Origin of the sequence: Nitrobacter sp. 62-23, assembly GCF_001897285.1 — a bacterium.
Classification (GTDB): domain Bacteria; phylum Pseudomonadota; class Alphaproteobacteria; order Rhizobiales; family Xanthobacteraceae; genus Nitrobacter.
The window spans coordinates 1-20619 of record NZ_MKSM01000135.1 but is presented as its reverse complement, the minus strand read 5'-3'; the positions used below and the strand labels follow the sequence as shown (position 1 = coordinate 20619).

The 20619-nt window shown below is 62.2% G+C and carries 18 protein-coding genes and 5 pseudogenes; 10 read left to right on the top strand and 13 right to left on the bottom strand.

Annotated elements, in window-relative coordinates:
* From BGO16_RS16715 to BGO16_RS16695, 5 genes are all read right to left on the bottom strand, one after another.
* Positions 1 to 479: PepSY domain-containing protein (locus BGO16_RS16715; protein WP_292620187.1), on the bottom strand; the 479-nt coding region annotated here is incomplete at its 3' end.
* A 184-nt stretch (positions 480 to 663) separates the two neighbouring features.
* Positions 664 to 4392: a TonB-dependent siderophore receptor gene (locus BGO16_RS16710; RefSeq protein ID WP_292620186.1), complete on the bottom strand. Its 3729-nt coding sequence runs from the start codon at positions 4390 to 4392 to the stop codon at positions 664 to 666.
* A gap of 182 nt (positions 4393 to 4574) precedes the next feature.
* Complete coding sequence (locus BGO16_RS16705; RefSeq protein WP_292620185.1) at positions 4575 to 5153, bottom strand: hypothetical protein; 579 nt, start codon at positions 5151 to 5153, stop codon at positions 4575 to 4577.
* Positions 5154 to 5347: 194 nt separating this feature from the next.
* Positions 5348 to 5653, bottom strand: a complete 306-nt coding sequence (locus BGO16_RS16700; protein WP_292620184.1) for a hypothetical protein — start codon at positions 5651 to 5653, stop codon at positions 5348 to 5350.
* Complete coding sequence (locus BGO16_RS16695) at positions 5646 to 6017, bottom strand: hypothetical protein (RefSeq protein WP_292620183.1); 372 nt, start codon at positions 6015 to 6017, stop codon at positions 5646 to 5648. Before BGO16_RS16695 ends, BGO16_RS16700 begins: the two co-directional genes overlap by 8 nt.
* 162 nt (positions 6018 to 6179) lie before the next feature.
* On the opposite strand from BGO16_RS16695, the gene BGO16_RS16690 reads away from it, so the two are divergent.
* Both BGO16_RS16690 and BGO16_RS16685 read left to right on the top strand, forming a co-directional pair.
* Positions 6180 to 6455, top strand: coding sequence for an AbrB/MazE/SpoVT family DNA-binding domain-containing protein (locus tag BGO16_RS16690; RefSeq protein ID WP_292620181.1), 276 nt, complete (start codon positions 6180 to 6182; stop codon positions 6453 to 6455).
* Positions 6442 to 6831, top strand: coding sequence for a type II toxin-antitoxin system VapC family toxin (locus BGO16_RS16685; protein ID WP_292620180.1), 390 nt, complete (start codon positions 6442 to 6444; stop codon positions 6829 to 6831). The genes BGO16_RS16690 and BGO16_RS16685 overlap by 14 nt, the downstream gene beginning before the upstream one ends.
* A 566-nt stretch (positions 6832 to 7397) precedes the next feature.
* Here BGO16_RS16685 and BGO16_RS18200 read toward each other — a convergent pair.
* From BGO16_RS18200 to BGO16_RS16665, 5 genes and pseudogenes are all read right to left on the bottom strand, one after another.
* The gene (locus tag BGO16_RS18200) at positions 7398 to 7685 is read right to left on the bottom strand and encodes a hypothetical protein (protein ID WP_363092310.1); all 288 of its coding nucleotides are present in this window, start codon (positions 7683 to 7685) and stop codon (positions 7398 to 7400) included.
* Positions 7682 to 7934 (bottom strand): annotated as a pseudogene (locus tag BGO16_RS18195) (hypothetical protein); the annotation flags it as partial. The gene BGO16_RS18200 and the pseudogene BGO16_RS18195, both read right to left, overlap by 4 nt.
* A gap of 143 nt (positions 7935 to 8077) precedes the next feature.
* Positions 8078 to 10173: pseudogene (locus BGO16_RS16675) on the bottom strand (ParB/RepB/Spo0J family partition protein).
* Between the two features lie 562 nt (positions 10174 to 10735).
* Positions 10736 to 11590 (bottom strand): ABC transporter ATP-binding protein, encoded by an 855-nt coding sequence (locus BGO16_RS16670; RefSeq protein WP_292620179.1) that lies wholly within the window; start codon positions 11588 to 11590, stop codon positions 10736 to 10738.
* Positions 11587 to 12588, bottom strand: a complete 1002-nt coding sequence (locus BGO16_RS16665; RefSeq protein ID WP_292620178.1) for an iron ABC transporter permease — start codon at positions 12586 to 12588, stop codon at positions 11587 to 11589. The genes BGO16_RS16670 and BGO16_RS16665 overlap by 4 nt, the downstream gene beginning before the upstream one ends.
* Positions 12589 to 13251: 663 nt before the next feature.
* Here BGO16_RS16665 and BGO16_RS16660 point away from each other — a divergent pair.
* The 3 genes from BGO16_RS16660 to BGO16_RS16650 are packed head-to-tail and all read left to right on the top strand — an operon-like array spanning position 13252 to position 17437.
* Positions 13252 to 15516 carry a TonB-dependent siderophore receptor gene (locus tag BGO16_RS16660; protein WP_292620177.1) on the top strand — a complete coding sequence of 755 codons (2265 nt, stop codon included), beginning with the start codon at positions 13252 to 13254 and terminating at the stop codon, positions 15514 to 15516.
* A 10-nt stretch (positions 15517 to 15526) separates the two neighbouring features.
* Entirely contained in the window at positions 15527 to 16366 is an 840-nt protein-coding gene (locus tag BGO16_RS16655) for a methyltransferase domain-containing protein (RefSeq protein WP_292620176.1), read from the top strand.
* Positions 16367 to 16393: 27 nt separating this feature from the next.
* Positions 16394 to 17437, top strand: a complete 1044-nt coding sequence (locus BGO16_RS16650) for an ABC transporter substrate-binding protein (RefSeq protein ID WP_292620174.1) — start codon at positions 16394 to 16396, stop codon at positions 17435 to 17437.
* On the opposite strand, the gene BGO16_RS16645 is transcribed toward BGO16_RS16650, so the two are convergent.
* Positions 17409 to 17654, bottom strand: a complete 246-nt coding sequence (locus tag BGO16_RS16645) for a conjugal transfer protein TraD (RefSeq protein WP_292620188.1) — start codon at positions 17652 to 17654, stop codon at positions 17409 to 17411. The two genes, BGO16_RS16650 and BGO16_RS16645, sit on opposite strands and share 29 nt — an antisense overlap.
* Positions 17655 to 17908: 254 nt before the next feature.
* On the opposite strand from BGO16_RS16645, the pseudogene BGO16_RS16640 reads away from it, so the two are divergent.
* The 5 genes and pseudogenes from BGO16_RS16640 to BGO16_RS16620 form a co-directional block, all read left to right on the top strand.
* Positions 17909 to 18052, top strand: a pseudogene (locus BGO16_RS16640) (AlpA family phage regulatory protein); the annotation flags it as partial.
* Positions 18053 to 18083: 31 nt separating this feature from the next.
* The gene (locus BGO16_RS16635; RefSeq protein WP_292620173.1) at positions 18084 to 18299 is read left to right on the top strand and encodes a hypothetical protein; all 216 of its coding nucleotides are present in this window, start codon (positions 18084 to 18086) and stop codon (positions 18297 to 18299) included.
* Between the two features lie 60 nt (positions 18300 to 18359).
* Positions 18360 to 18650: a DUF1778 domain-containing protein gene (locus BGO16_RS16630; RefSeq protein WP_292620172.1), complete on the top strand. Its 291-nt coding sequence runs from the start codon at positions 18360 to 18362 to the stop codon at positions 18648 to 18650.
* The gene (locus BGO16_RS16625) at positions 18643 to 19212 is read left to right on the top strand and encodes a GNAT family N-acetyltransferase (protein ID WP_292620170.1); all 570 of its coding nucleotides are present in this window, start codon (positions 18643 to 18645) and stop codon (positions 19210 to 19212) included. Before BGO16_RS16630 ends, BGO16_RS16625 begins: the two co-directional genes overlap by 8 nt.
* A pseudogene (locus tag BGO16_RS16620) lies at positions 19209 to 19617 on the top strand (recombinase family protein); the annotation flags it as partial. The gene BGO16_RS16625 and the pseudogene BGO16_RS16620, both read left to right, overlap by 4 nt.
* A 320-nt stretch (positions 19618 to 19937) precedes the next feature.
* Here BGO16_RS16620 and BGO16_RS16615 read toward each other — a convergent pair.
* Positions 19938 to 20309, bottom strand: a complete 372-nt coding sequence (locus BGO16_RS16615) for a DUF2958 domain-containing protein (RefSeq protein WP_292620168.1) — start codon at positions 20307 to 20309, stop codon at positions 19938 to 19940.
* Positions 20306 to 20536: pseudogene (locus BGO16_RS16610) on the bottom strand (zincin-like metallopeptidase domain-containing protein); the annotation flags it as partial. The gene BGO16_RS16615 and the pseudogene BGO16_RS16610, both read right to left, overlap by 4 nt.
* Positions 20537 to 20619: the final 83 nt, after the last annotated feature.

Below are 20619 nucleotides of genomic sequence, written 5' to 3'. Positions count from 1 at the left end.
ATCGACAGCGCCGATACGAGATACCAGCCAATCCGGGAATTGTCGCCGGATAGCAGCAGCCAGCCGTGCAGCGCACGCACGAATTGCTGGAAGTCGAACGCGCCCTGTTCTCCCTGAATGACCGCGGTATAGGGATTGACGAACAGTGCGCCTGAAGTGCCGTCCGGCCGGGTCACCCGCACATTCAGCGCAAAGATTGATTTCACCGGCCGTGAGATAAAGCGCACCCGCGCTCCGGGCTGTTGTTGCTCTACCGCCGCCAGCACCTCGTCGTAGCCGCGCAGGGTCGCGTCCGGCCCGGGCGCGTTGGCCCGGACCGCCGGGCTGGCCAGCCAGACGATCTCCTGGCTCACCGTTGCGATCGACCCGGTCAGGCAAACAAAGAACAGAAACGCCCAGATCGGTAGCGCCAGCCAGCCGTGAACAACAAACCACAGCCGGGCACCTGAAGATCTGCGCGATACAGTGGTTCCACTCACGTCCTGTCGTTCCTCGCCTCCCGCACTGACTCTCGCCTAAGGGGTAGCCGCTGGAGTCGAATTGCGGTGCCCCTATTTATTGAAGGCGACTGAGCGCTCGCTTTTTGAACCCCGCGTCGCAAAGAAAATCGACGATTCGCCCGGCACGCCCGCCCGCGGCAGCGGGCACTCCGGTCGAGATTGGCTACCAGCGATAGCTCGCCGTGCCGATGACTGTGCGCCCACGTCCGACGTTGCATTGAGTGAGAGAGAAACACCCTGCGATATACTGCTTGTCGAACAGGTTGGTAGCGTTGACTGAGAAGCGCCAGTTGTCGATTTCGTAGCGAATCATGGCGTCCACCAGCGTGTAGGCCGGCGCATCGAACGTGTTGAGAGTGTCGCCGGCACTGGCAGCGACGTAACGCACGCCGGCACCGAAACCGAGGCCGTTCAGCGCACCCTCGCGAATGGTGTAGTCGCCCCACAGCGCCACGAGATGCGGAGGTCTTGTGACAGGCCGCTTGCCCAGGTTAGCCGTGTTGCTTTTCGTCACCTTGGTGTCGTTATAAGTGTAGGCAGCGGTGAGATTGAAGTTGCTGGTCAGGCTGGCGACCGCCTCGAACTCGAAGCCACGCGATGCGATCTCACCAGTCTGGATGGACCTTCCGGGATGGTCCGGATCGGCAGTCAGAACGTTCTGCTGCCGCAGATCGTAGATCGCGGCCGTCATCCGCAAATTCATGTCCTTCGGCTGGTACTTGATGCCCGCCTCATATTGCGTTCCGGTCGTCGGCTTGAACGGCGACCCGTCAAACGCCGTTCCAGACGTGGGCACGAACGATTCCGAATAGCTGATATAGGGAACCACTCCATTGTCGAATTCATAGCCGAGCCCGGCCCGCTTGGTGAAGGCGCGATCGTCTTGAGTTGTAACCCTGCCGCTGAGGTCGAAAATGTCTGTCGTCTTGGGGTCCGACCAATCGTAACGGCCACCGAGAGTTAGAATCCAGCGGTCGAGCTTGATCTGGTCTTGAAGGTAGATACCGGTGAAATTTTGAGTCTGCCGGGGTCCGTAATTGTCAGCCGGGATAAAAACGGGCGAACCATAGACCGGCGCAAAAACATCGAGTGGACCAACAACGCCGTCGTATGTACCTGTCTCGGCGCTTTTTCGCCATCGATAGTCTACGCCGAATAGCACTGTGTGTTGTAGCGCACCCGTCGTGGCTTTGAGTTCGGCCTGATTGTCGATCGCAAACGTGTCCCAAGTAAAGCGGCTGCGATACGCTTCACGGTCGAGCGTGCGAAGGTCTGCTCGAAGGCCCGATGGCGCGATATCGTCTGTTGTGTAACCATCATGAACATACTGCAAGTTCTGCCTGAAGGTTAGGTTGTCAGTGGCGCGATGTTCGAGATTGTATCCGACAGCGGCCAACTCTCTACTTCGATGACTGAAGTTGGGTTCGCCGAGGAAGCGCGTGTACGGGATTCGCCCGTTGGGATTCGGCAAAACCGTCCCCTGTGCCGGAAGTCCGTAGTTGGCTACAAAATTATCTTTTTGATAGATGCTGAAAGCCGTGATTTCTGTCGCGGCCGTCGGACGCCACGTCAGTGCGCCGGACAGGAACGCGCGCCTCTCCTTTGAGAAGTCGATGCTGGTGTAGCCGTCACGCAACAGACCAGTGAAGCGATAAAGCAGAGTCTTGTCTTCCGTCACCGGGCCGCCGAAGTCGAAGGCGCCGCCCTTCCGATCGAAGTTGCCGCCCTGGAGTTGCACTTCGTGGACAGGCTTCTCGGTGGGACGCTTGGTGACAAGACCGATCACGCCGCCGGGGGCGTTCTGTCCGTAGAGAACCGAGGCCGGTCCGCGCATCGCCTCGACGCGCTCCAGACCATATGGATCAACGTCGTTGTTGCTGATGGAGCGCAGCCCGTTCAAATAGATCCCGTCAGCCTGAAATCCGCGCATCGAGAATCCTATTGAACTCATATGAGGGCCGAACTGCTCAGCGTGAACACCCGGCGTATATGCCAGCGTTTGAGTCAGGGTCTGGGTTCTCCGCGTTTCCATCTGATCGCGCGTTACTACCGAGATCGACTGCGGGACCTCAACGACTGGCGTGTCAGTTTTGGTGGCGGTGGAACTGCGGCTCGCGACAAAACCCTGCACCGGCCCCCACGCGGTTTCGCCTTGCACGTCAATAGTTTCGAGCGGGATAGCGCCCGCCGGCAATCCGCCGCCAGAAGCGGCCGTGCCGAGACGTTCAATCGCGACAGTGCTTGCATTGGTGAAGCGATAGGTCAGTCCAGTACCGGCCAACAGCCGGTTCAGCGCGACTGCGGGCGTCAGCGCCCCGCTAGCGCCCGGCGAATTGATCCCGCTAACGACGCCGGCAACCTGCCGGCCCTTGCCCGCGCCGGTGCCGTCGCCGAGGAACCAGCCCCGGCGGAATCGGACAGCGTTCTTTGCGTCCTCGCGCGCCGCGGTGACGACATCGAAGGTCTCGTCGACGCTCCATGCTCCATCAAGAAACTCCGAGTGCGCCTCGCCGGCAAAGATGACGGATTCAAGCTGGGCGTCCGACAGCAAGCCGCCCGACACGACGCTCGCCGGCAGATGCGGGCGATAGCTCGGCAGCGGAGGCGCGACCGACGCCATCGCCGCCGACTGCACCAGCTTGGTCGGATGCGGTCGCGCATCGGGAATGCGGATCGACTGCAATCCGTATTCCTCATAAAGCGCATCCGTGAGTTTACGATCTTCCGCCGCCTGCCGGACAACCGGCTCATAAGCGAGTTCGATTGCCTCGGGTGCGGTCGTCGCTGCGGCTCGCGCGGACGCATGACGCGCGAGGTAGGCCCGGACGGTCCGGGGTGCTGCCGACCGGGTCAGTGCTGGTGCCGCAACAACGCCGTCGATCGGCAACCGTGACGGCACGCGCGCGGCGATCCAATCCATCAAGGTAGCGACGTCAGACGCCATGCCGGGACAATCGGGGAATGCCGTCGGATCATCCGCAGGCTTTCGATCGATGACGGTCAGCCGCGTGTCGATCGTGGTGCCGTGCTTGGCGTAGACTGCGCCGTCGACCGCGGCGGAAAACACGACGCGGCCGCGTTCCTGCAAATGCACGAACGCATCGCGCCAGGCCGCACTGTCCGGCGCGAAGCTCGAGCCGGTGATGGCAACGAGCCGTCCGCCATCGGGCAGCCGCGCCAGCGCCGACGCGACATGCCGCAGGGTCGCATCCGTCATACGGCGATCGACATGCGCAATCGCGGAGAACGGCGGGTTCATCAGAACGACGCTCGGCACGATGCGAGTGTCGAGATGGTCGTCGATGTTTGCCGCATCGAACCGCGTCGCTGGGCTGTATTCAAACAGCCGGTCGAGGATGCCGGCGCGGGTGTCGGACAGTTCATTGAGCACGAGCGTCGCGCCCGCAAGTTCGGCAAGGATCGCCAGCAGGCCGGTGCCGGCGGACGGCTCCAGCACCACGTCGGCCGGCGTGATCGCGGCCGCGAGGCTTGCCGCGTATCCGAGCGGGATCGGCGTCGAGAATTGCTGAAGCGCCTCGCTTTCCTCGGAGCGGCGGGTATGAGTCGGCAGCAGCGTCGCGACCTTCGCGAGCATCGGCAGCATCACGGCCGATGACGCCGCCTTCGCGCGCATCGCAGGACCGTATTTGCGCAGAAACAGGATCGTCGCCGCCTCGCAGGCGTCGTAAGCGGTCTTCCAGTTCCACCCGCCGTCGGCGTCGGACGCACCGAACGCCGTTTCCATCGCGGCGCGCAGCATCGCGGCGTCGATGCGCTGGCCGCGTTCGAGGTGGGGAAGAAGAAGCCGCGCGGCCGCGACAATGGCGGGAGCCGGTTCAACAGCAGCAGGGAAAGCCGCGGCGGCCGCCGCGGACGTCAATGGAAGGGACATGAAGGAAGCCTCGGGAGAGCGGGGACGGATCGGCCGCCCGGACGCTCTCTCGACCCGCGCGGCTCACCTCCGTCCCGGCCCGCCTCTCCCTCTCAGGCCCACATGCAAAAAGGGCCGGCGCGTCAGCGCCAGCCCTTTGCAATGCATGTCATCGCTTTGCGATCACGACTGCGCGGGATCGATCAATTGATATGCCCGGCGCTTGACGCTTGTGATGCGGTAGAGTCCCCCGTCTTCGGCGAGCGATACAGTACGGTGCGATGGCTGCGCGGATTGGCGATCACCTCGAAACGATCGAGCGTGCGTCCATTACCGAACAACAGGGGTTGTTCGAGAATGATGGTTTGTCCTGGGCGCGGCGACGGCTTCCGCGCGATCGCGCGCCGCGCCGCCGCGTCCTCCCGGCACCGTGCGCGCCATTCGATGGCGTATGGCTTATCCGTCGGCGTCAGAAGATCGAGGGTCGATTCGGGGCATTCGGATTCGCATGGCCCCATAGATTCCTCCATGTCCTTGTAGCTGAAGATGTAACCCTCGGAGTCTCGCGGGTTGTAGCGAACGAGGCAGACGATCCCGACGACGGAGTGCTCGCCGGTTGTCGCACGCGCATATTCGAGGGCGGCATAATAGGTGCGCATTCGCACCAGCGCGGAGCGTAACACTTTCATCGTCGCATCGCCACGCTGACAGGTGAACTGCGCATCGAGGTACTGGCGCGGCCCCGAATGTCCGTCGAGCGATTGCATATAGAGCCATCCCATGATGGGTCTCCTTTCGATCAATGCGTTGAATGCGAAATGCCCGGCGCGAGGCCGGGCATTTGTTGAAGCGTGATGGGCAAACGACGGACGCGACTGCTCAGCCGTCATCGCGCGCAACGAGCGAGATCCCCTCGGCGGCGGCGTATTGTTTGGCGAGCTCAATCGCCCAGCGGCGAGCCTCCCAAAGCTCGTCGTTAGGATTCCCACTTGTCACCCACGCAAGCACATCCGTCCGCGATCAGGCGCGGTAACTCGGGATGGTCGGCGATGTCTTCACGCGCCTGTTCGAGGGTGTCCTCGACCGTGAGCATGAGCAGCGGATGCCATCCGGCCGGATACCGGCAGTCGAGCATGACGCGCTGGGCGTCGTCTGCCGAAAGGCGATCCATCCCGTAGCACCAAGCACGCCGCCACCGCGCGACGCGCCGTACGGTGCGAAAACGGCGGTGCTGCATCCACGATGCCAGCGAGCGAAGCGGGAGATGAACAAGGTCACGCATCGCACCGCTCCCGGATACGGGCCGCCAGGTCCTCGGGCCGGTTGAGGAGATCGAGGGACGCAAAATTGTTCGGTCCGCCAATATAGTCTTTCCGGCCCTTACAGACGCGGAAGAGGATGCCGGTATCGTGGCCCATGACCGGTTGCGACGCCTGCACATAGAGCCGATCGCTGTGCAGAATGACTTCGCCGGACACGGCGATGCCGCCCCAATTGGAGCGCAGGTCGTACGATCCGACTGCGAGGCGGAGCGCCGCGGCGAGCTGGCGGAGCTGCGACCGCGCACGGCCATGGAAGCGCCGTTTGGCGGCATCGTCGTAGGCCACAGGCTTGCGAAAATCGAAAGAACGGGAGGTTCTGGGCATCGGGAAGGACTCCGAGAGCGGGCGAAACCATCCCGGCGGCTCGCTCTCCGCACGCGCCGGGCTTGCTCTTTCCCCGCCGCCCTCTCCCTTTCCGGACGGGCCTTGAACGCTCGGCCGGATCGGCATATCTTACGTTCGTCTTACATTGAGGGAGTCCGAGCGATGGCCCGTGCCGCAAAACTCACGACGACTGTCTCCACCAAGGGACAGGTCATTTTGCCCAGCGCCGTCCGTCAGCGGCGGGACTGGCGCGCGGGGACACGCCTCGTGGTTGAGGAAACGGCGGAAGGCGTCCTGTTAAGGCCGGCTCCGGCCTTCGCCGAGACGCGGCCGAAGGACGTGTTCGCCTCACTTCCCCATCGAGGTCGGCCGAAGACGCTGGAGGAGATGGAGGCGGGCGTGCTCGCGGAAGCAAGGCGACGCCATGCTCGGGATTGATACCAACCTGATCGTCCGCTACCTCACCGGCGATCATCCCCAGCAATCGCAGCGTGCGCGCAAGCTGATCGACGGCCATCCGGTCTTTGCGGCCGTCACCGTCATTCTCGAAGTCGAGTGGGTGTTGCGCAGCGCCTACGGATACGGGGCCGCAGACGTTGCCCGGGCACTGCGCGCGTTTGCCGGCCTGCCAACCGTCACGATCGAAGATGCACCGGCCGTGGCGACCGCCCTCGACCTTGCCGAGAAGGGTGTGGACTTCGCCGACGCCCTCCATCTGGCCAAGTCGGCCCATTGCGACGGCTTTGCCTCATTCGATCGCCGGCTGGTGAAGGCCGCGAGGGCCGCCGGCTATGAGAACGCGCGGGACGCCTGACCCGTCCATGCCGCGACGCCGACATGACATACAGGACGTTTGAGCATTTCGTCGCCACCCCTCGAACGTGGATCAGGGGGCAACCTGCTCGATGATCCTCCAGGATTTCATTGGTGGATTTACCCATGATCTGATCAGCCGAGATCAGAACAACGGCTCCTCCGAAACCGTCCGGGCGCATCCGTGAACAGGTGAAGGACGACACAGCCGTGACATAAGACAGTGTCGACGATCGCATCACGATATCCTGCATGATGAACTCCCAGGACGTCGTGCTGAGATCGAGGTCGATATATGTCGGCAACGGCCCGTCTGCTTTCATGTCGGATAGATACTCCGCGACGAAGCTGTTGGCGCTGCTGTCCCCGGCGTAGCTGGATGCGTCGAGCGCCGCCTCCAGCTCTGCACGCCCCACATAGAGGATATCGCTCGGTCCCCGCTCGGAGAAGAAATACCAGCTATCGTTGTCGCGCTCGGACTCGAAGATGTGCGACAGAAGCAAACGTTCCAGTGGTGTCATATCGGCATCAAGGATCGTCTGCTGGATAACCGTCGGGGTGAAATAATCAGCCATTTGAGCCTCCTGAAAATGCAAAGCGCCCGGCGCTCCTTGCGGGAGGGCCGGGCTGCGAGAGGTGGACGGATTGAGGGCGGATCAGAGCCGCCCAGTGCGCGACCATTTCCTGCGCCTGACGGTGATAGGCGAGCATCTCGCGATAGAATTGCTTCCGCGCTGCCCGGCGCTTCGGATCGCGCAATGCGCGTCGATTCAACTTACGCGACACTGCGCGCACGACCGCGCGCCAATCGTCATGCACGGTAACGTCGAGCCGCAGATAGGTGCCATACATCATGCAACCTCCGTCGGTTTCACCGCGAGCGGGCCTTCGAGTTCGCGTTCAATCCGCCGCGTGCGGCCCATCCAGGGTTCGGGCCGAATTGCTTTCACCCAATCCGCGAATGACGGAATGAAGCCCAGATCCTCGATGACGTGCTGCTCGCCGATCCATCGGGTCGGGATCACGCGGCCAGACGACAGCGTGATGGTTGGACCGAAAAATGGTCTCGGCCATAAAGATGCCCTCGGCGTGATGCCGCACCGCAGGTGTCGAAGGCGTGGAATCAGTCATGATCGTGCTCCAAAAATGATGAAGCCCGGCAGAGGGGCCGGGCTATGGGTTGAAGGTGTGAGAAGAAGATGTGAGAAGAGGATGCGGGACGGCGGGAGCCGCCCCGCGGGATCAGGTCATTCGGCCGCGACCGTGTGCGGCTGTTCGTCGTCGCTGGTGTCGCCGGCTTCGTCCTCGTCATCGGCGAGGAAGTCCGGGAGCGGCTCAGCCGGGTTTTCGCCGTCGGCCGATTCAACCGTCGGCTCGGCGAGGCGCAGCGGTTCGGGCAGCCAGCCCGTGCCGTCAAGGAGACGCTCGGCCTCTTTCGTCATATCGGTCTTTTTCATGTGATCGATGAGCTGCGCCGACGATTCCCCTTTGGCTTCGCGGACCGCCTCAAGGATGCGAGCCTTGGTCACACGGCCGAGATAATTGTCGACCGTCGGCCGCCAGCCCGCTTCCACCATGTCGAGATTGACCGCACGCGCCAACCGATCGGCCTGCGCGAGCCGCTGGCGCAGACCGTGGGCGGACACTCCGGTGCCGCCATAGCGATCGACCTTCTCGTGCAGCGCATTCACGCCATAGGAGACGCAATGGGCCAACAACGATGATCGGTTGGCGCCATCGAGACCGGCGAGCCAGTCCCAAAGGCCGCTTTCGTCCTTCGGCACGTCGGCGGCCCATGACGCTTCACGTTCCTCGATCGCTTTTGCCGAGGCCGACTCCTTCAGCCCGCCCTCCTGTGCAGAGAAGTGGACTTCCCGAACCGACACTTGCAGGCAAGGAGTTGGCGTCAGACGAACGTGTCGAGGCAGAGCTTGTGCAGGAGTGCCGTCATGGCGACACGCGGATTGTTGGCGACCGCATCACGCAAGGCGAGCGTGCGATGGGCGGTCAGCTCCATCACCAGACGGTCGGGCAGCGGTTTGATGCCGTCGTCCTCCTCTTCGTCGGCCTCAGGCTCGCCCGCGCCCGCGACCGTGATCGTGGTCCGGGGCGTGGCGGACGTATCCGGATTGCCCTCGTCACTGCCGTTGGACTGTTCGACCGGGACCTCGTCCTCGGGGCGGACGTAGCCACGATCGACCAGCAGCGCACCGTCGCTGTCGATGCTGACGAAAGCGCCGGCGCGGGCGATATCGGCAGGATCGTAGATGTACGGCCGGTCCTCAAGAGCAGCCAAGGCCTCCTCGATCTGACCGAGGCGGGCGTCGACCTCATCCGGCAACTCGTCGGCATCCTGATATTCCGCCTCAAGCTTGTCCTGCTCGGCCTGAAGGGCCTCAATCGCCGCCTGTTCTTTGGCGGTGATCTCCGCGGGGATGCCATCGAGCTCCCGCAGCCCGTTGTCATGGCCGTAGGGGAAGCTGACAGCGACCTCGATCCACTTCCAGCCTTCAGCGGCAATGGTCTCGGCCTCCGCCTTCAGCTTCTCGGTGACAAGGCGATCGAGCAACGGCACGTCCTGCAACCAGCCGCCATCGTCACGCTCGAACAGGTCGCGCAGCAACGTGCCGCCAGCGGCCTCGTAGGCGTCGACGCCAACGTACTGCGCCCGTTTGTCGGAGGCGCGGACCGTGCTTTCCGTAAGCATCCGCCGGATCTGACACGGCTGGTCGTAGCCGGAGTGGCTGACGTTCTCCCAGACCTGCTCTTGCCGAACGTGATCGTTGCTGACGGTGAATGCCATCAACTGCTCCAGCGTCATGCCGTCGTCGGCATAAACGTCGAGCAGGCTGGGGGCGACCGACGCGAGCCGCAGACGCTGTTTGACGATCGCCGGCGACACGAAGTGCCGCGCGGCGATGTCTTCCTCGCTCATGCCGAGGTTGAGCAGGGTCTGGAAGGCGCGGAATTGATCGAGCGGATGCAGACCGACGCGCTCATTATTCTCGGCAATCGAGTCGTCTTCGGCGATGCCGCCCTCGCGCACGACGCATGGAACGGCTTGCGTCTTCGCCATGCGCTTCTGCTTCACCAGCAGTTCAAGCGCGCGGTAGCGTCGGCTGCCGGCCGGCACCTCGAACATGCCGGTCTCGTTGCCGTCGCCATCGTGGACGGCGCGGACATTGAGGCTTTGCAGCAAGGTGCGCTGGGCGATGCTCTCGGCCAGTTGCTCGATCGAGATGCCGGCCTTGACGCGCCGGACGTTCGACTGGCTGAGCACCAGCTTGTTGAAGGGAATGTCGCGCGAGCGTGACAGCGTGATCTTCTGAACGGCCTTAGCCATGTGAGTTTTCCACGACGGGCGGCCGGGAGCCTCTCTCTCGGCCTCCAACCCGCCGCGAAGCCCTGCGCAGCCCTCTCACTCTTTTTTCTCAGCGATGAACATAGAGCCTGGGGACCGCCCAGGCTGGAGCCGCGTATCGCGCCAATCGAGCGTTTGAACCGGCTGGTGCTGACTTAAAGGGAGTCTAAGCTATCCGTCATGACCCACTACGTTTTGAACGGGCAGGTTCCAACCGAAGCCGACACCTACTGACCGTGGAGATTTGAAGCCGTCCTATGCGGTCTGGATAGGAACGGCAACCCGGTCACGCCGATGCCGGGATGCCGGCCGGAACACGACACCGAGGCAGGAAGGCCGACCTTGGATTCACATTGCAGCGCGACGCCCTAACCCTCTGCCACCTCTCGCTCAGGAGGCTCTCGCAGCTGAGACGGTAACTGACGATCACGGGATGATCCAATGGCGCGATTCAGGTGTCGGAGCAGGACCACGCGGATATCGAGACCGAGATTACGAACGGTGACAAGGAACCGCTCGCCTCTCAAATTCGGCCAGTAGATGTTTATTCTGGTCTTCGTGGGAATATTGCCGCTTTTGACGCGAGCCTTATGGAATCCTGTGCGTGAACTATCGTCGGCAATAGCATTATACGTCCTTCAGCGTTCGTCGAAGTCGAGACCGCCACGCCGTAGAGCGCGCGGATGAGCGATGGCGTGATAATCTGTGCCGGCGGGCCATCGGCCACGATCGAGCCGTCGCGCAGCACGGCAATGCGCGTCGCGGCCTGCACCGCGTGTTCCGGATTGTGGGTGCTCATCAGGATTGTGCGGCCGCTGCCAGCCAGATCGACCAGATGCTGCAGCAGCCGGACCTGATAGCCGTAATCGAGTCCCGTCATCGGCTCGTCCATGACGAGGATGCCGGCGCCTTGCGCGAGCGCGCGGGCGATCAGGGTCAGTTGCCGCTCGCCGCCTGAAATTTCGGTATAGGGGCGCGCGGCAAGATGCGTGATCGCCAGCCGCTCCAGCACTTCCCCCACCACCCGGCGATCGGCGGCCTGCGGGGCGCGGAAGATGCCCGTCTCGGCAAGGCGGCCGAGCAACACCACGTCGTGCACTTTGTAGGGAAACGGCGCGACGTGCGCTTGCGGCACATAGGCGATGCGCTGTGCCAGCGTCCGGCGAGAGAACTCCGAAAGCGGCCTGTCGTTGAGCCGGACTTCCCCGCGCTCGGGTTTGAGAAAGCCCAGCATGATACGAAACAACGTGCTCTTGCCGGCGCCGTTTGCTCCGAGCAACGCAACGATCTCGCCCGAACGGAGGCGGATGGTGATGTCGTTCAGAATAATGCGCGAGCCGCGCGGAAAATGCACACCCCGCGCCTCGAGACATTCGCTGGCGACGACAGCCGTCATCATGTCCAGCCTTGCCGGGCCCGATGCAGGACGATGATGAAGGCCGGGATGCCGATCAGTTCAGTGAGAATCCCGATGGGAATTTCGGATCGCATGATGCTGCGCGAAACGCAATCGGCGGCGACCAGAAAGATCGCACCTGCGAATGCGCTGGCGGGAAGCAGCCGTGCATTGCCCGGCCCGAGCGCGAGGCGCACCACATGCGGAACCACGAGGCCGACCCATCCGATCATGCCGGCGAGCGACACCGATAGGGCGGAGACCAGCGTCGCGGCGCCGATCACGCCGTAACGCACCTGCTGCGCCGGCACGCCGAGCGCGCGCGCCTCGTCGTCACCCATCGACAGCGCATCGAGCGCGCGGCCGAACAGTGCCAGCACCACGAGCCCACCGGCGATCGGAATCGCAGCCCAGCGGATCTGGGTCATGTCCAGGCCGCCCAGACTACCCATCAGCCAGTACACGATGGCCGGCAACTGCTCATAGGGGTCGGCGGTGTATTTGACAATCGATAGCGCCGAGGTGAACAGCGCGGCCGAAATCATGCCGCCGAGCACCAGCATGATCATCGAGCCCTGGCCGAACATGTTGGCGATCAAAAGTCCGACGCCGACCGCGACCAGCCCCATGGTGAAGGCCGAGAGCTGGATCAACGCCCAGGTGCCGAACAGCAGGATCCCCAAAGCCGCGCCAAAACTCGCGCCCCCGAGAACGCCGAGAATCCCAGGCGAGACCAGCGGATTGCGAAACACTGCTTGAAATGCAGCACCGGATGACGCGAGAGCGGCCCCAACCAGCGCGGCGCCGAGAATCCGCGGCAGGCGGATTTCCACGATGATATTGTGAAGCAGCTGATAGCGATCCGGCGCCATCAGCCTCATGCCGGCCATGGCTTGAAAGAACGCAGCGATGTCGCCAATCCCAAGCGGGTAGCGACCGATTGTGAGGGCAAACAGGATCGCGCCGACCAACAACAGAGACAAAAAGATCAGACGCGCCATACGTACATACTTTTCCGTCGATCCGCCGGGCTGAACAGGCCGGCAGGGTTGCCTTCGATACTGAATCGACCGTTATCACAACATAAACATAACGTCGACCGCGACGGCATTGTCGAAATCGAAGGCGATCTGAAACTCGCGCTGGAAAGAGGGCGGTGATCGTGGCGCGATGGAAACTCTGCCGTCTGCAACAATGGGCGCATTTGTCGCACCGCACGCAAGCGCGCGCAGCACTGTAAAAACAGACGGCATTTCTCAACCGGAGGTTTTATCCGCAATGCTTGGAGCACGCCGCCGCGCGGGAAGGTTGGGCCGCAACGTGCCCTATCGATCCTTCGTCGTGCACTGTGAAACGACAGCGACCGAAACTCAAAATAGCTGCATTTTATAGGCACCGACGCAGCCTCGATCGTTCATCAATGGTGTCTTGATGCTAATCGGAAGTGCGAGATGTTCTCGCCGGCATTTCTCGTTTGAGCGAATAAATTGTCGCAACCTACAAGCGACTAAAGTCCTCGTCAGTTGAGCACGCATTTCGCAGCGATGCTTGACACAGCGGAAATCCCTCCATATGAGGCCGTGATATCAGAATATATATTACGACTCAAGTTGGTCGCGTCGCCAGAGTGAGGCGTTTCGGCGGCGTGTCCTGGAGGTCCAATCGTGAAGAGCACTCTGCTTGTTGGTGTCCTGCTCGGCAGCACTTCGTATGGTACGTTGGCGCTGGCGCAGGATGCAGGACAGCTTCCCACGATCACCATTACCGCAGAAAAGCCGAAAGCCAATCAGCAGCGAAACACGACACAGAATGCACGCGGACCGCGGCGCGCGACGCGGACTGCGCGTCAGGCTGCGCCGCCGCAGAACTTGCCTCCGCAGCCCCTGGCGTCGCCTTACGGCGACGATTCCGGCCCCAGCGGATTTACTCCTAAGAGCGCCGAGGTTGGCCCGCTGAAGCGGCGCGCGCTACTCGATACGCCCCTGGCTATCACTGTTCTGGACAAGACCTTCATCGAGAACCGGGGCGCCACCAGTCTGCCGGATCTTCTGAAATACATACCGTCAGCACAGATGGAAGCGCGGGGCGGCCCGGACGTCGGCCGACCGCAAACCCGCGGCATGCAAGGCAACGTCGTCTCCAACAGTCATCTCGACGGGATGAATATCGTGGCCACGACTGCTCAACCGATCGAAATGATTGAGCGTCTTGAGGTCATCAGCGGACTGACCGGCGCCTTCTATGGCCCCGCCAGCCCCGCGGGCATGTTCAACTTTATTCAGAAGCGGCCGACCGACAGCTTCTTCAATCGCATCACTGGCGGGTATTCCACGGATTCAATTGGGCTTGTTCACGGGGACTTCGGCGGCCGCGTCGGCGCCGACAAGGCATTCGGCTATCGCATCAATCTGCTCAAGGAGAGGGGCGACGGCTACGTCAAGGACAGCAACCTCGATCGCGAACTGGTTTCCGGCGCATTCGATCTGCACCTCACCGACAAGACCGTGATTGAACTTAATGCCAGCCGCTATAACTTCAAGACGTTCGGTTATCCGGCGGGATTCGGTTATGGCAATACGATTCGCCTGCCGGACGCGCCGGATCCGACTCGCGTCGGTTACGGTCAGTCGTTTGGCGGGTCGGAACTGGAGACCACGACCTACGGCGGGCGGATAAAGCACGAGTTCAACGAGAACTGGAGCTTCACCGGCGGCATGCTCCATCAGACCGCGGACCGCTTGTTTACGTCGGTCTCCAATACCATGCTCGACAACGCCGGAAACTACAGGACGTCCATGTCGCCTTCGACTGCGGCGGGCCGGTTCGAGGTGCTCAGCAACACGGCGAACCTGAACGGGACCGTGTTCACCGGCGGCATCAAACATGAACTGGTGATCGGAACCACCGGCTATACCTGGGATATCTATTCGGCACTGAACTCGTCGCCGACCATCAATTTCGGTACCGCCAATATCGCCAACCCCGTGCAATGGCCGGCTCCGGTTGGACTCATCCAGGACGGTCTGCGCTACCTGGGGTCGAGCAATAGCCAGCAGGTCGCGATCGTTGGCGACACCATCACCTTCAATTCCTATTGGTCGGCGATGCTGGTCGGCAGCTACAACTGGATCGATACGAAGAACTACAACAGGCTCGGTGCGGTCACCGGCACTTACGACGCAGAGGGCTTCAGCCCGACAATCGCGATCATGTTCAAGCCGGTGTCGAACGTCACGACCTACGTCGCCTATGCGAACAGCCTCGAACAGGGCGGCTCCGCGCCAATCGGTACTGTCAATGAGGGCGAGACTCTCGCGCCTTATCGCAGCAAGCAGTTTGAGGCCGGCATCAAGGCGAATTTCGGCAAGGTCAACGCCACCTTCGCGGCATTCCAGATCGAGCGCCCGTTTGCGTTCGCTGGCACCGACAACGTCTACAAAATCCAGGGTATGCAGGAGAACAAGGGGCTGGAGTTCGGCATTCACGGCGAGGTGTTTCGTAACTTCAACGTCTATGGCGGCTTGACGCTGCTCGACCCGCGGCTGAAGGATACGGGGGTTCCGGCGACCAGCAACACCAAGGTGGTCGGCGTCCCCGATACGCAGGCGAACCTTTTGATGGAGTATTTCATCGAACGGTTTCCCGGCCTCGTTTTCAGCGCCAACGTGCACTACACTGGCGAGCGCGCGGGTAACAACATCAACTCGTTCATGGTCAAGGGCTTCACTACCCTCGATCTTGGTGCGCGCTACAGCATGGTTTTGCCGGATCAGAACACCGCGACGTTCCGCATATTTGCTAACAACATCACCAATGAGCACTACTGGCTCTCGATCTTTCCGGGCAGCATCAATGGCGTGGTGGGGTCGAACACCGCGTTTCTCGGCGCGCCACGCGAAGTGAAAGTTTCGGCTTCGGTGACGTTCTGAGCGGGCCGCTATGGCGAATGGCCTGATCGACTGGGATCTGCTCGACGCGCTCTCGACATCGCCTGCGATGTCGCAGCCGGCGATGTGGGACGCGTTCGCCGCACGATACAACGGTTACGCCGCGTTTCAGGAGGACTACACCCGCCTGCAGGTCGATGCGATGAAGATCGGTCCCGGCGATAGCGTCGCCGACGTCGGCGCCGGACCGGGGCGGATCACGTTGCAGGCTGCGCAAAGGGCGGGTGCAGTGACGGCAATCGACGTCTCGCGCGAGATGCTCAGTCATCTCGAGGCCAATGTCGTGGCGCGCGGCCTCCGCAACGTGCATACGGTTCATCTGTCGTGGGATGACGTCGTGCCGGGAGATAATATCCCCTTGCACGATACCGTAGTTGCATCACGTTCGCCGGCGATGCGCGACTTGAGGAAGCTCGATGCGCTCGCCCGTAAATATGTGTTCGTGATGACATTCTGCGGGCCGAGCCTCAAAAGCTTTCACGATGCACTGGTTGCCGGTATCGAGCCAAAGCCGCCGCGCGGCAACGGCTATCGTCCGGCGATGGCAGGTCACGCGCTTGTCTTCAATCGTCTGATCGACATGGGTATCGAAGCCAATGTCGGCTATCTGCCGGACGGCTTCTCGGCAAGCTGGCGTGACTGGGACGCACTGCTTGCTCACTTCGCCTGGCTCGACATTCCGCCGAATCGCGTCGATCGCTTCCGCAAGAACATCAACCCGTATCTGACGCAGGATGCGAGCGGGCTTCACCTGCGGATGGAGACGCGCACGGTTGTCGTCTGGTGGAAAAAAGACCCCCGCCTGCCGGACGCCGGCCCATCCGCGCGATGAGCACTCTTTCGTAGCGGAGAACGATCCATGCGTATCCGGACATTGCTGGCCGCCCTGTTTGGCTTCTGTGTGGTTGTCGCCCCCGCGACGGCGGACCAGAACGCGCCCCGGCGCGACGTCGTTTACTATGGAGACCGCCACCTCAGCCTGCCGCAGACGGTGACGCGGGTTGCGACGACCTGGGAGGCGCAGAATGCGGTGATTGCCATGCTGGGATATGGCGACCGGATCGTTGCCACCACGCGCATCGCGAGGTCGATGCCGGTGTTCCGCAAGTTCGTGCCGAGCATCGTCAATGCCTCGCTGGCGAGAACGGGAGGCTCTGCGGGCGTCAACGTCGAGGAAATGCTGGCGCTGCGGCCGGATGTCCTGTTCGTGACGGACATGCTTCCTCCGGCGAAAAGGGAGCAGCTGTCGCAGGCGGGAATCGCAGTTGCTGCCTTCCGCGCCAATTCGATCGACGCCATCATCGAGCGCACGCTGATCACCGGCGAGATTTTGGGTGGCAAGGCGCCTGATATTGCCAAGCGTTATGCCGCCTATTTCGAGAACAACCGTCGCCGTGTACGTGAGCGATTGGAGAAAATCCCTCAAGCAGCGCGGCTGAAAGTATATCTCGCCTCCGGCGCGCCGCTGTCCACCTCCGGCCGTCCATCCCTCAATCAGGACTGGATGGATCTTGGCGGCGCGATAAATGTCGCCGAGAACTGGTTTCATGATCGGCCGAATGCGTCCGGCACGGCGCTCCTGGAAAATGTCGTGGCGAGCGATCCGGATGTCATCATCACTTTGCGCGCGAGCGATGTCGAGGCGATTCGCAACAGCGCCCAATGGAGCATGATCAAGGCCGTGCGCAACGGGCGCGTCTATGCCAATCCGCGCGGCATGTTCTGGTGGTGCCGCGAGACGTCGGAGGAAGCGTTGCAGTTCCTTTGGGTTGCAAAGTTGCTTTATCCCGACGTTTTCGCCGATATCGACATGGTCGTAGAAACGCGCGCCTTCTACAAGGATTTTTATCGCATCGATTTGTCTGACGACGAGGTCAAGGAGTTCTTGTCGCCGTCCGAATGAGCGGAGCACAGACGATACATGTCAAAGCAACCGTCCGTCTCTCCGACGCGCCGCCCTGATCGTTTCGGAGCTTATCGGCCACCCAGAGCAGCACGCCGTAAATCATGGCACGGTCGTCGCCGGTCAGATCCACGATCATTCCGGCCTTGACGACGAGGCCGCCGAGTTCGATCAGATGCCGCGTGCGCTTGCGGCGCTCGCCTTGCCTAGTGCGCAATGTCATGCCGAACGCGAGCCGCCCGGTTCCGGTTGTGCGCCGCCTGGTCGCGCTGGAGCGCGAGCGCGTCGCCGAGATCGTGCGCAAGGTCGTGCCGGAGAAGGTGCGCAGCATGTTCGACGGGCTGCGCCTGCCCGCGGCGCTGCGCCCGGTTCAGACGCCGTGCGGCGACCGGAAAGGGGAAGCGCGGGTGTGGCGGCGCGGCGCAATTCCTCAGCGCCCGACCGAGAGATCGCCGGAGACCCGGAACCAGCCTGTCCCGGTCCACCATCTACCGCAAGATCGCCGAGGGCACGTTTCCGGCCCGGATCAAGATCAGCACCAATGGCGCAGGCTGGCGCGAGTCCAACATCAACCGATGGGTTGCCGATCCTGCCGGATGGCGCGCCGCCAATGACAACGATGAACCCGGCGGAAAGGCGGTCAACCATGCTGCCGGCTGCCCCTCCCGATCGCGAGGGGTATCCGGCCGCAGCCAACGATAACGCCCACGCGGACGGCCCCGATCCCGAGGCGCTGCGCAAGGTCGATGAGGTCGCCCTTCGGCTTGCCCGCATCATCGGTCGCCGCATGGCGCGTGAGGATTTTGCCGCGCGTATGGCTCAAACCGCCAACGACAATGCGCCGAAACAGCCGGGTAAATGATCGTCGTCTTGATTTTTTCGTAGGTACGGCTATTATCCGTACATGAGCAAGGAGACGACGATGGCCCAGATGCAATCCAATCGTGACGATCGCATCGAGTTGCGCACCACACGCGACGAGAAGCGGCTTCTCACCGCTGCCGCCGCCCATGAACGGCTCGACGTGACCAGCTTCATCATGCGCGCCGTTCTGCCGGCAGCGCGCGATGTGGTCGAGCGGGCGGAGCGACTCTCGCTGTCGAAGCGGGATTCGCTGCGGGTGCTCGACCTTCTGGAAAATCCGACACCCCCGACGCCGGCCTTGCTTGCCGCAGCGCGCCGCCGTGTCGCCAGAGGCCGCAAGAGTGCTTGATTGGCGGGAAGAGCCTATCGGACGCGACCATGACCGCAAGGCGTTCGATTGCGGCTCCCCGGAACTGAACGACTATCTGCGCCGACATGCCCGTCAGAATCATGAGGGCGGAGGTTCGAAGACGTTCGTGGCGGTGGCCGCAGCTGCGCCCAAAAGCATCCTCGGCTATTCCTCCATCAGTCCCGCCTCGATTGCTTTCACGAAAGTCCCCGCCGCCCTGACCAAGGGACTGGGGCGCTACGAGGTCGCCGTATTCCGGCTCGCCCGTCTGGCCGTGGCGCTTCCGATGCAGGGCCAAGGGCTAGGAGGCGACCTTCTGCTGGCAGCGGGCGCAAGGGCGCTCGCTGTGGCGGCTCAGGTCGGCGGCGTGGCGCTGGCGATCGACGCCAAGGATAAGAAGGCAGCGCACTGGTACGAACGCTTCGGTGCAATGCCATTGCTCGACAGCAACCCGCTCAGCCTGATCCTGCCGTTCAAGGCCATCGTTGACGCCCTGGAAATAGCGCAGGGCAGAAGCCCGGCGCGCTCCGCAACGCGCAAGAAGAAGCAACAGCAAGAATGACCCGTGTTGCACTTTATGCGCGCTATTCGTCTGACAACCAGCGTGATGCTTCGATCGAGGATCAGTTGCGCCAGTGCCGCGGAAGGGCCGCTCGCGAAGGCTGGACTGGTCGTGGAGAGCTATTCCGACAGGGCTATCTCGGGCGCATCCCTTATCCGTTCCGGCATCCAGTCGCTGCTGGCCAATGCTCAAGCGGGCCGCTTCGACATGGTGCTATCCGAGGCGCTGGACCGCATCAGCTGCGATCAGGAGGACGTGGCGGGCGTGTTCAAGCGTCTGCGCTTTGCCGGCGTTACGATCGTCACCCTGTCCGAAGGCGAGATCAGCGAGCTTCATGTCGGCCTCAAGGGCACCATGAACGCCCTGTTCCTGAAAGACCTCGCCATCAAGACCCATCGCGGCATAGATCAATCCGGATACCTTAGTTTCGACCGTATTCGTCGGTCTCGATATGGGATGCGATCCCGATACGCCGCTTCTTTTTGAAACCGAGGTTATGGAAGCCGGCACATCGTCGGTTGATGCGCGGCGAGTGCGTTACTCGACCTGGGCGGAAGCTGACCGCGGTCACGCAGAGATCGTGCGCCAATATCGTAATATATCACTAGGAAATTAGTTGCGCCACGTGAGACTATGGCCCGTGATGGCCGCACATCGTGAAATTGGCTGCTATCTGCGATGCCAAGAGTTCGTCGCGGGCGTATGTCCGCGACGAAGCTGCATTGCTACCTCTGCCGTGCAAGGGTCGCAGCCGCGGCCCGCAGCGAGCGGTCGTCGACGACGATCCGTCCGGCTACGCGCGCCGCCTCGATGTAGACCGACAGCGGATATTCGCCGTCGAACAGGATGTCGCGCTCGATGCCCATCCCGAACGGCAATTCGACCTCCTGCATTTCAGCGAGGCTGAACGATCCGGCCTCGGGATCGCCGAGGTCAGCAAGACCGAACATCGTGTCATTATCCTCGTCCATCTCGGTCGCGAGCCAGGTGTCGATGCCGAGCGGATTGAAGAACTTCACCACCGGCACATGATCGAGCCCACGACAACGGCCATTGGCGAGCAGGCGCTCGCGCAAGTTAGGTGTCAGGAGGATCATGCCGCCCTCCCTTCAACGACCTGTGCAGGCATCGCCGAGGAAATGTTCTCATCCGGGAGGAAACTGAGGATGAAATCCGCGGCCTTGCTGGCTTTTGATGCCGCGCGCACGATGGCACGATTGTCCTCGCGCAGAACCTCCAACCACGAAGCGATATAATCGGCGTGACGCACGGTCGGGACAATGCCGAGCGAGGTACAGCAAAATGCGGCGTTGATCTCGGCGATATATCCTGACAGTCTAGCCCTTTTTTGAAATTTTACCCCGTTGAGGATGGTGGTGATCATGCCGCCATCTCCCCGGTCCGAGG

Bases quoted from the DNA above. Each gene is read 5' to 3' on its own strand.
- BGO16_RS16710 (WP_292620186.1), bottom strand. From the start codon at position 4,392: ATGTCCCTTCCATTGACGTCCGCGGCGGCCGCCGCGGCTTTCCCTGCT.
- BGO16_RS16705 (WP_292620185.1), bottom strand. From the start codon at position 5,153: ATGGGATGGCTCTATATGCAATCGCTCGACGGACATTCGGGGCCGCGC.
- BGO16_RS16700 (WP_292620184.1), bottom strand. From the start codon at position 5,653: ATGCGTGACCTTGTTCATCTCCCGCTTCGCTCGCTGGCATCGTGGATG.
- BGO16_RS16695 (WP_292620183.1), bottom strand. From the start codon at position 6,017: ATGCCCAGAACCTCCCGTTCTTTCGATTTTCGCAAGCCTGTGGCCTAC.
- BGO16_RS16690 (WP_292620181.1), top strand. From the start codon at position 6,180: ATGGCCCGTGCCGCAAAACTCACGACGACTGTCTCCACCAAGGGACAG.
- BGO16_RS16685 (WP_292620180.1), top strand. From the start codon at position 6,442: ATGCTCGGGATTGATACCAACCTGATCGTCCGCTACCTCACCGGCGAT.
- BGO16_RS18200 (WP_363092310.1), bottom strand. From the start codon at position 7,685: ATGATGTATGGCACCTATCTGCGGCTCGACGTTACCGTGCATGACGAT.
- BGO16_RS16670 (WP_292620179.1), bottom strand. From the start codon at position 11,590: ATGATGACGGCTGTCGTCGCCAGCGAATGTCTCGAGGCGCGGGGTGTG.
- BGO16_RS16665 (WP_292620178.1), bottom strand. From the start codon at position 12,588: ATGGCGCGTCTGATCTTTTTGTCTCTGTTGTTGGTCGGCGCGATCCTG.
- BGO16_RS16655 (WP_292620176.1), top strand. From the start codon at position 15,527: ATGGCGAATGGCCTGATCGACTGGGATCTGCTCGACGCGCTCTCGACA.
- BGO16_RS16650 (WP_292620174.1), top strand. From the start codon at position 16,394: ATGCGTATCCGGACATTGCTGGCCGCCCTGTTTGGCTTCTGTGTGGTT.
- BGO16_RS16635 (WP_292620173.1), top strand. From the start codon at position 18,084: ATGCTGCCGGCTGCCCCTCCCGATCGCGAGGGGTATCCGGCCGCAGCC.
- BGO16_RS16630 (WP_292620172.1), top strand. From the start codon at position 18,360: ATGGCCCAGATGCAATCCAATCGTGACGATCGCATCGAGTTGCGCACC.
- BGO16_RS16615 (WP_292620168.1), bottom strand. From the start codon at position 20,309: ATGATCCTCCTGACACCTAACTTGCGCGAGCGCCTGCTCGCCAATGGC.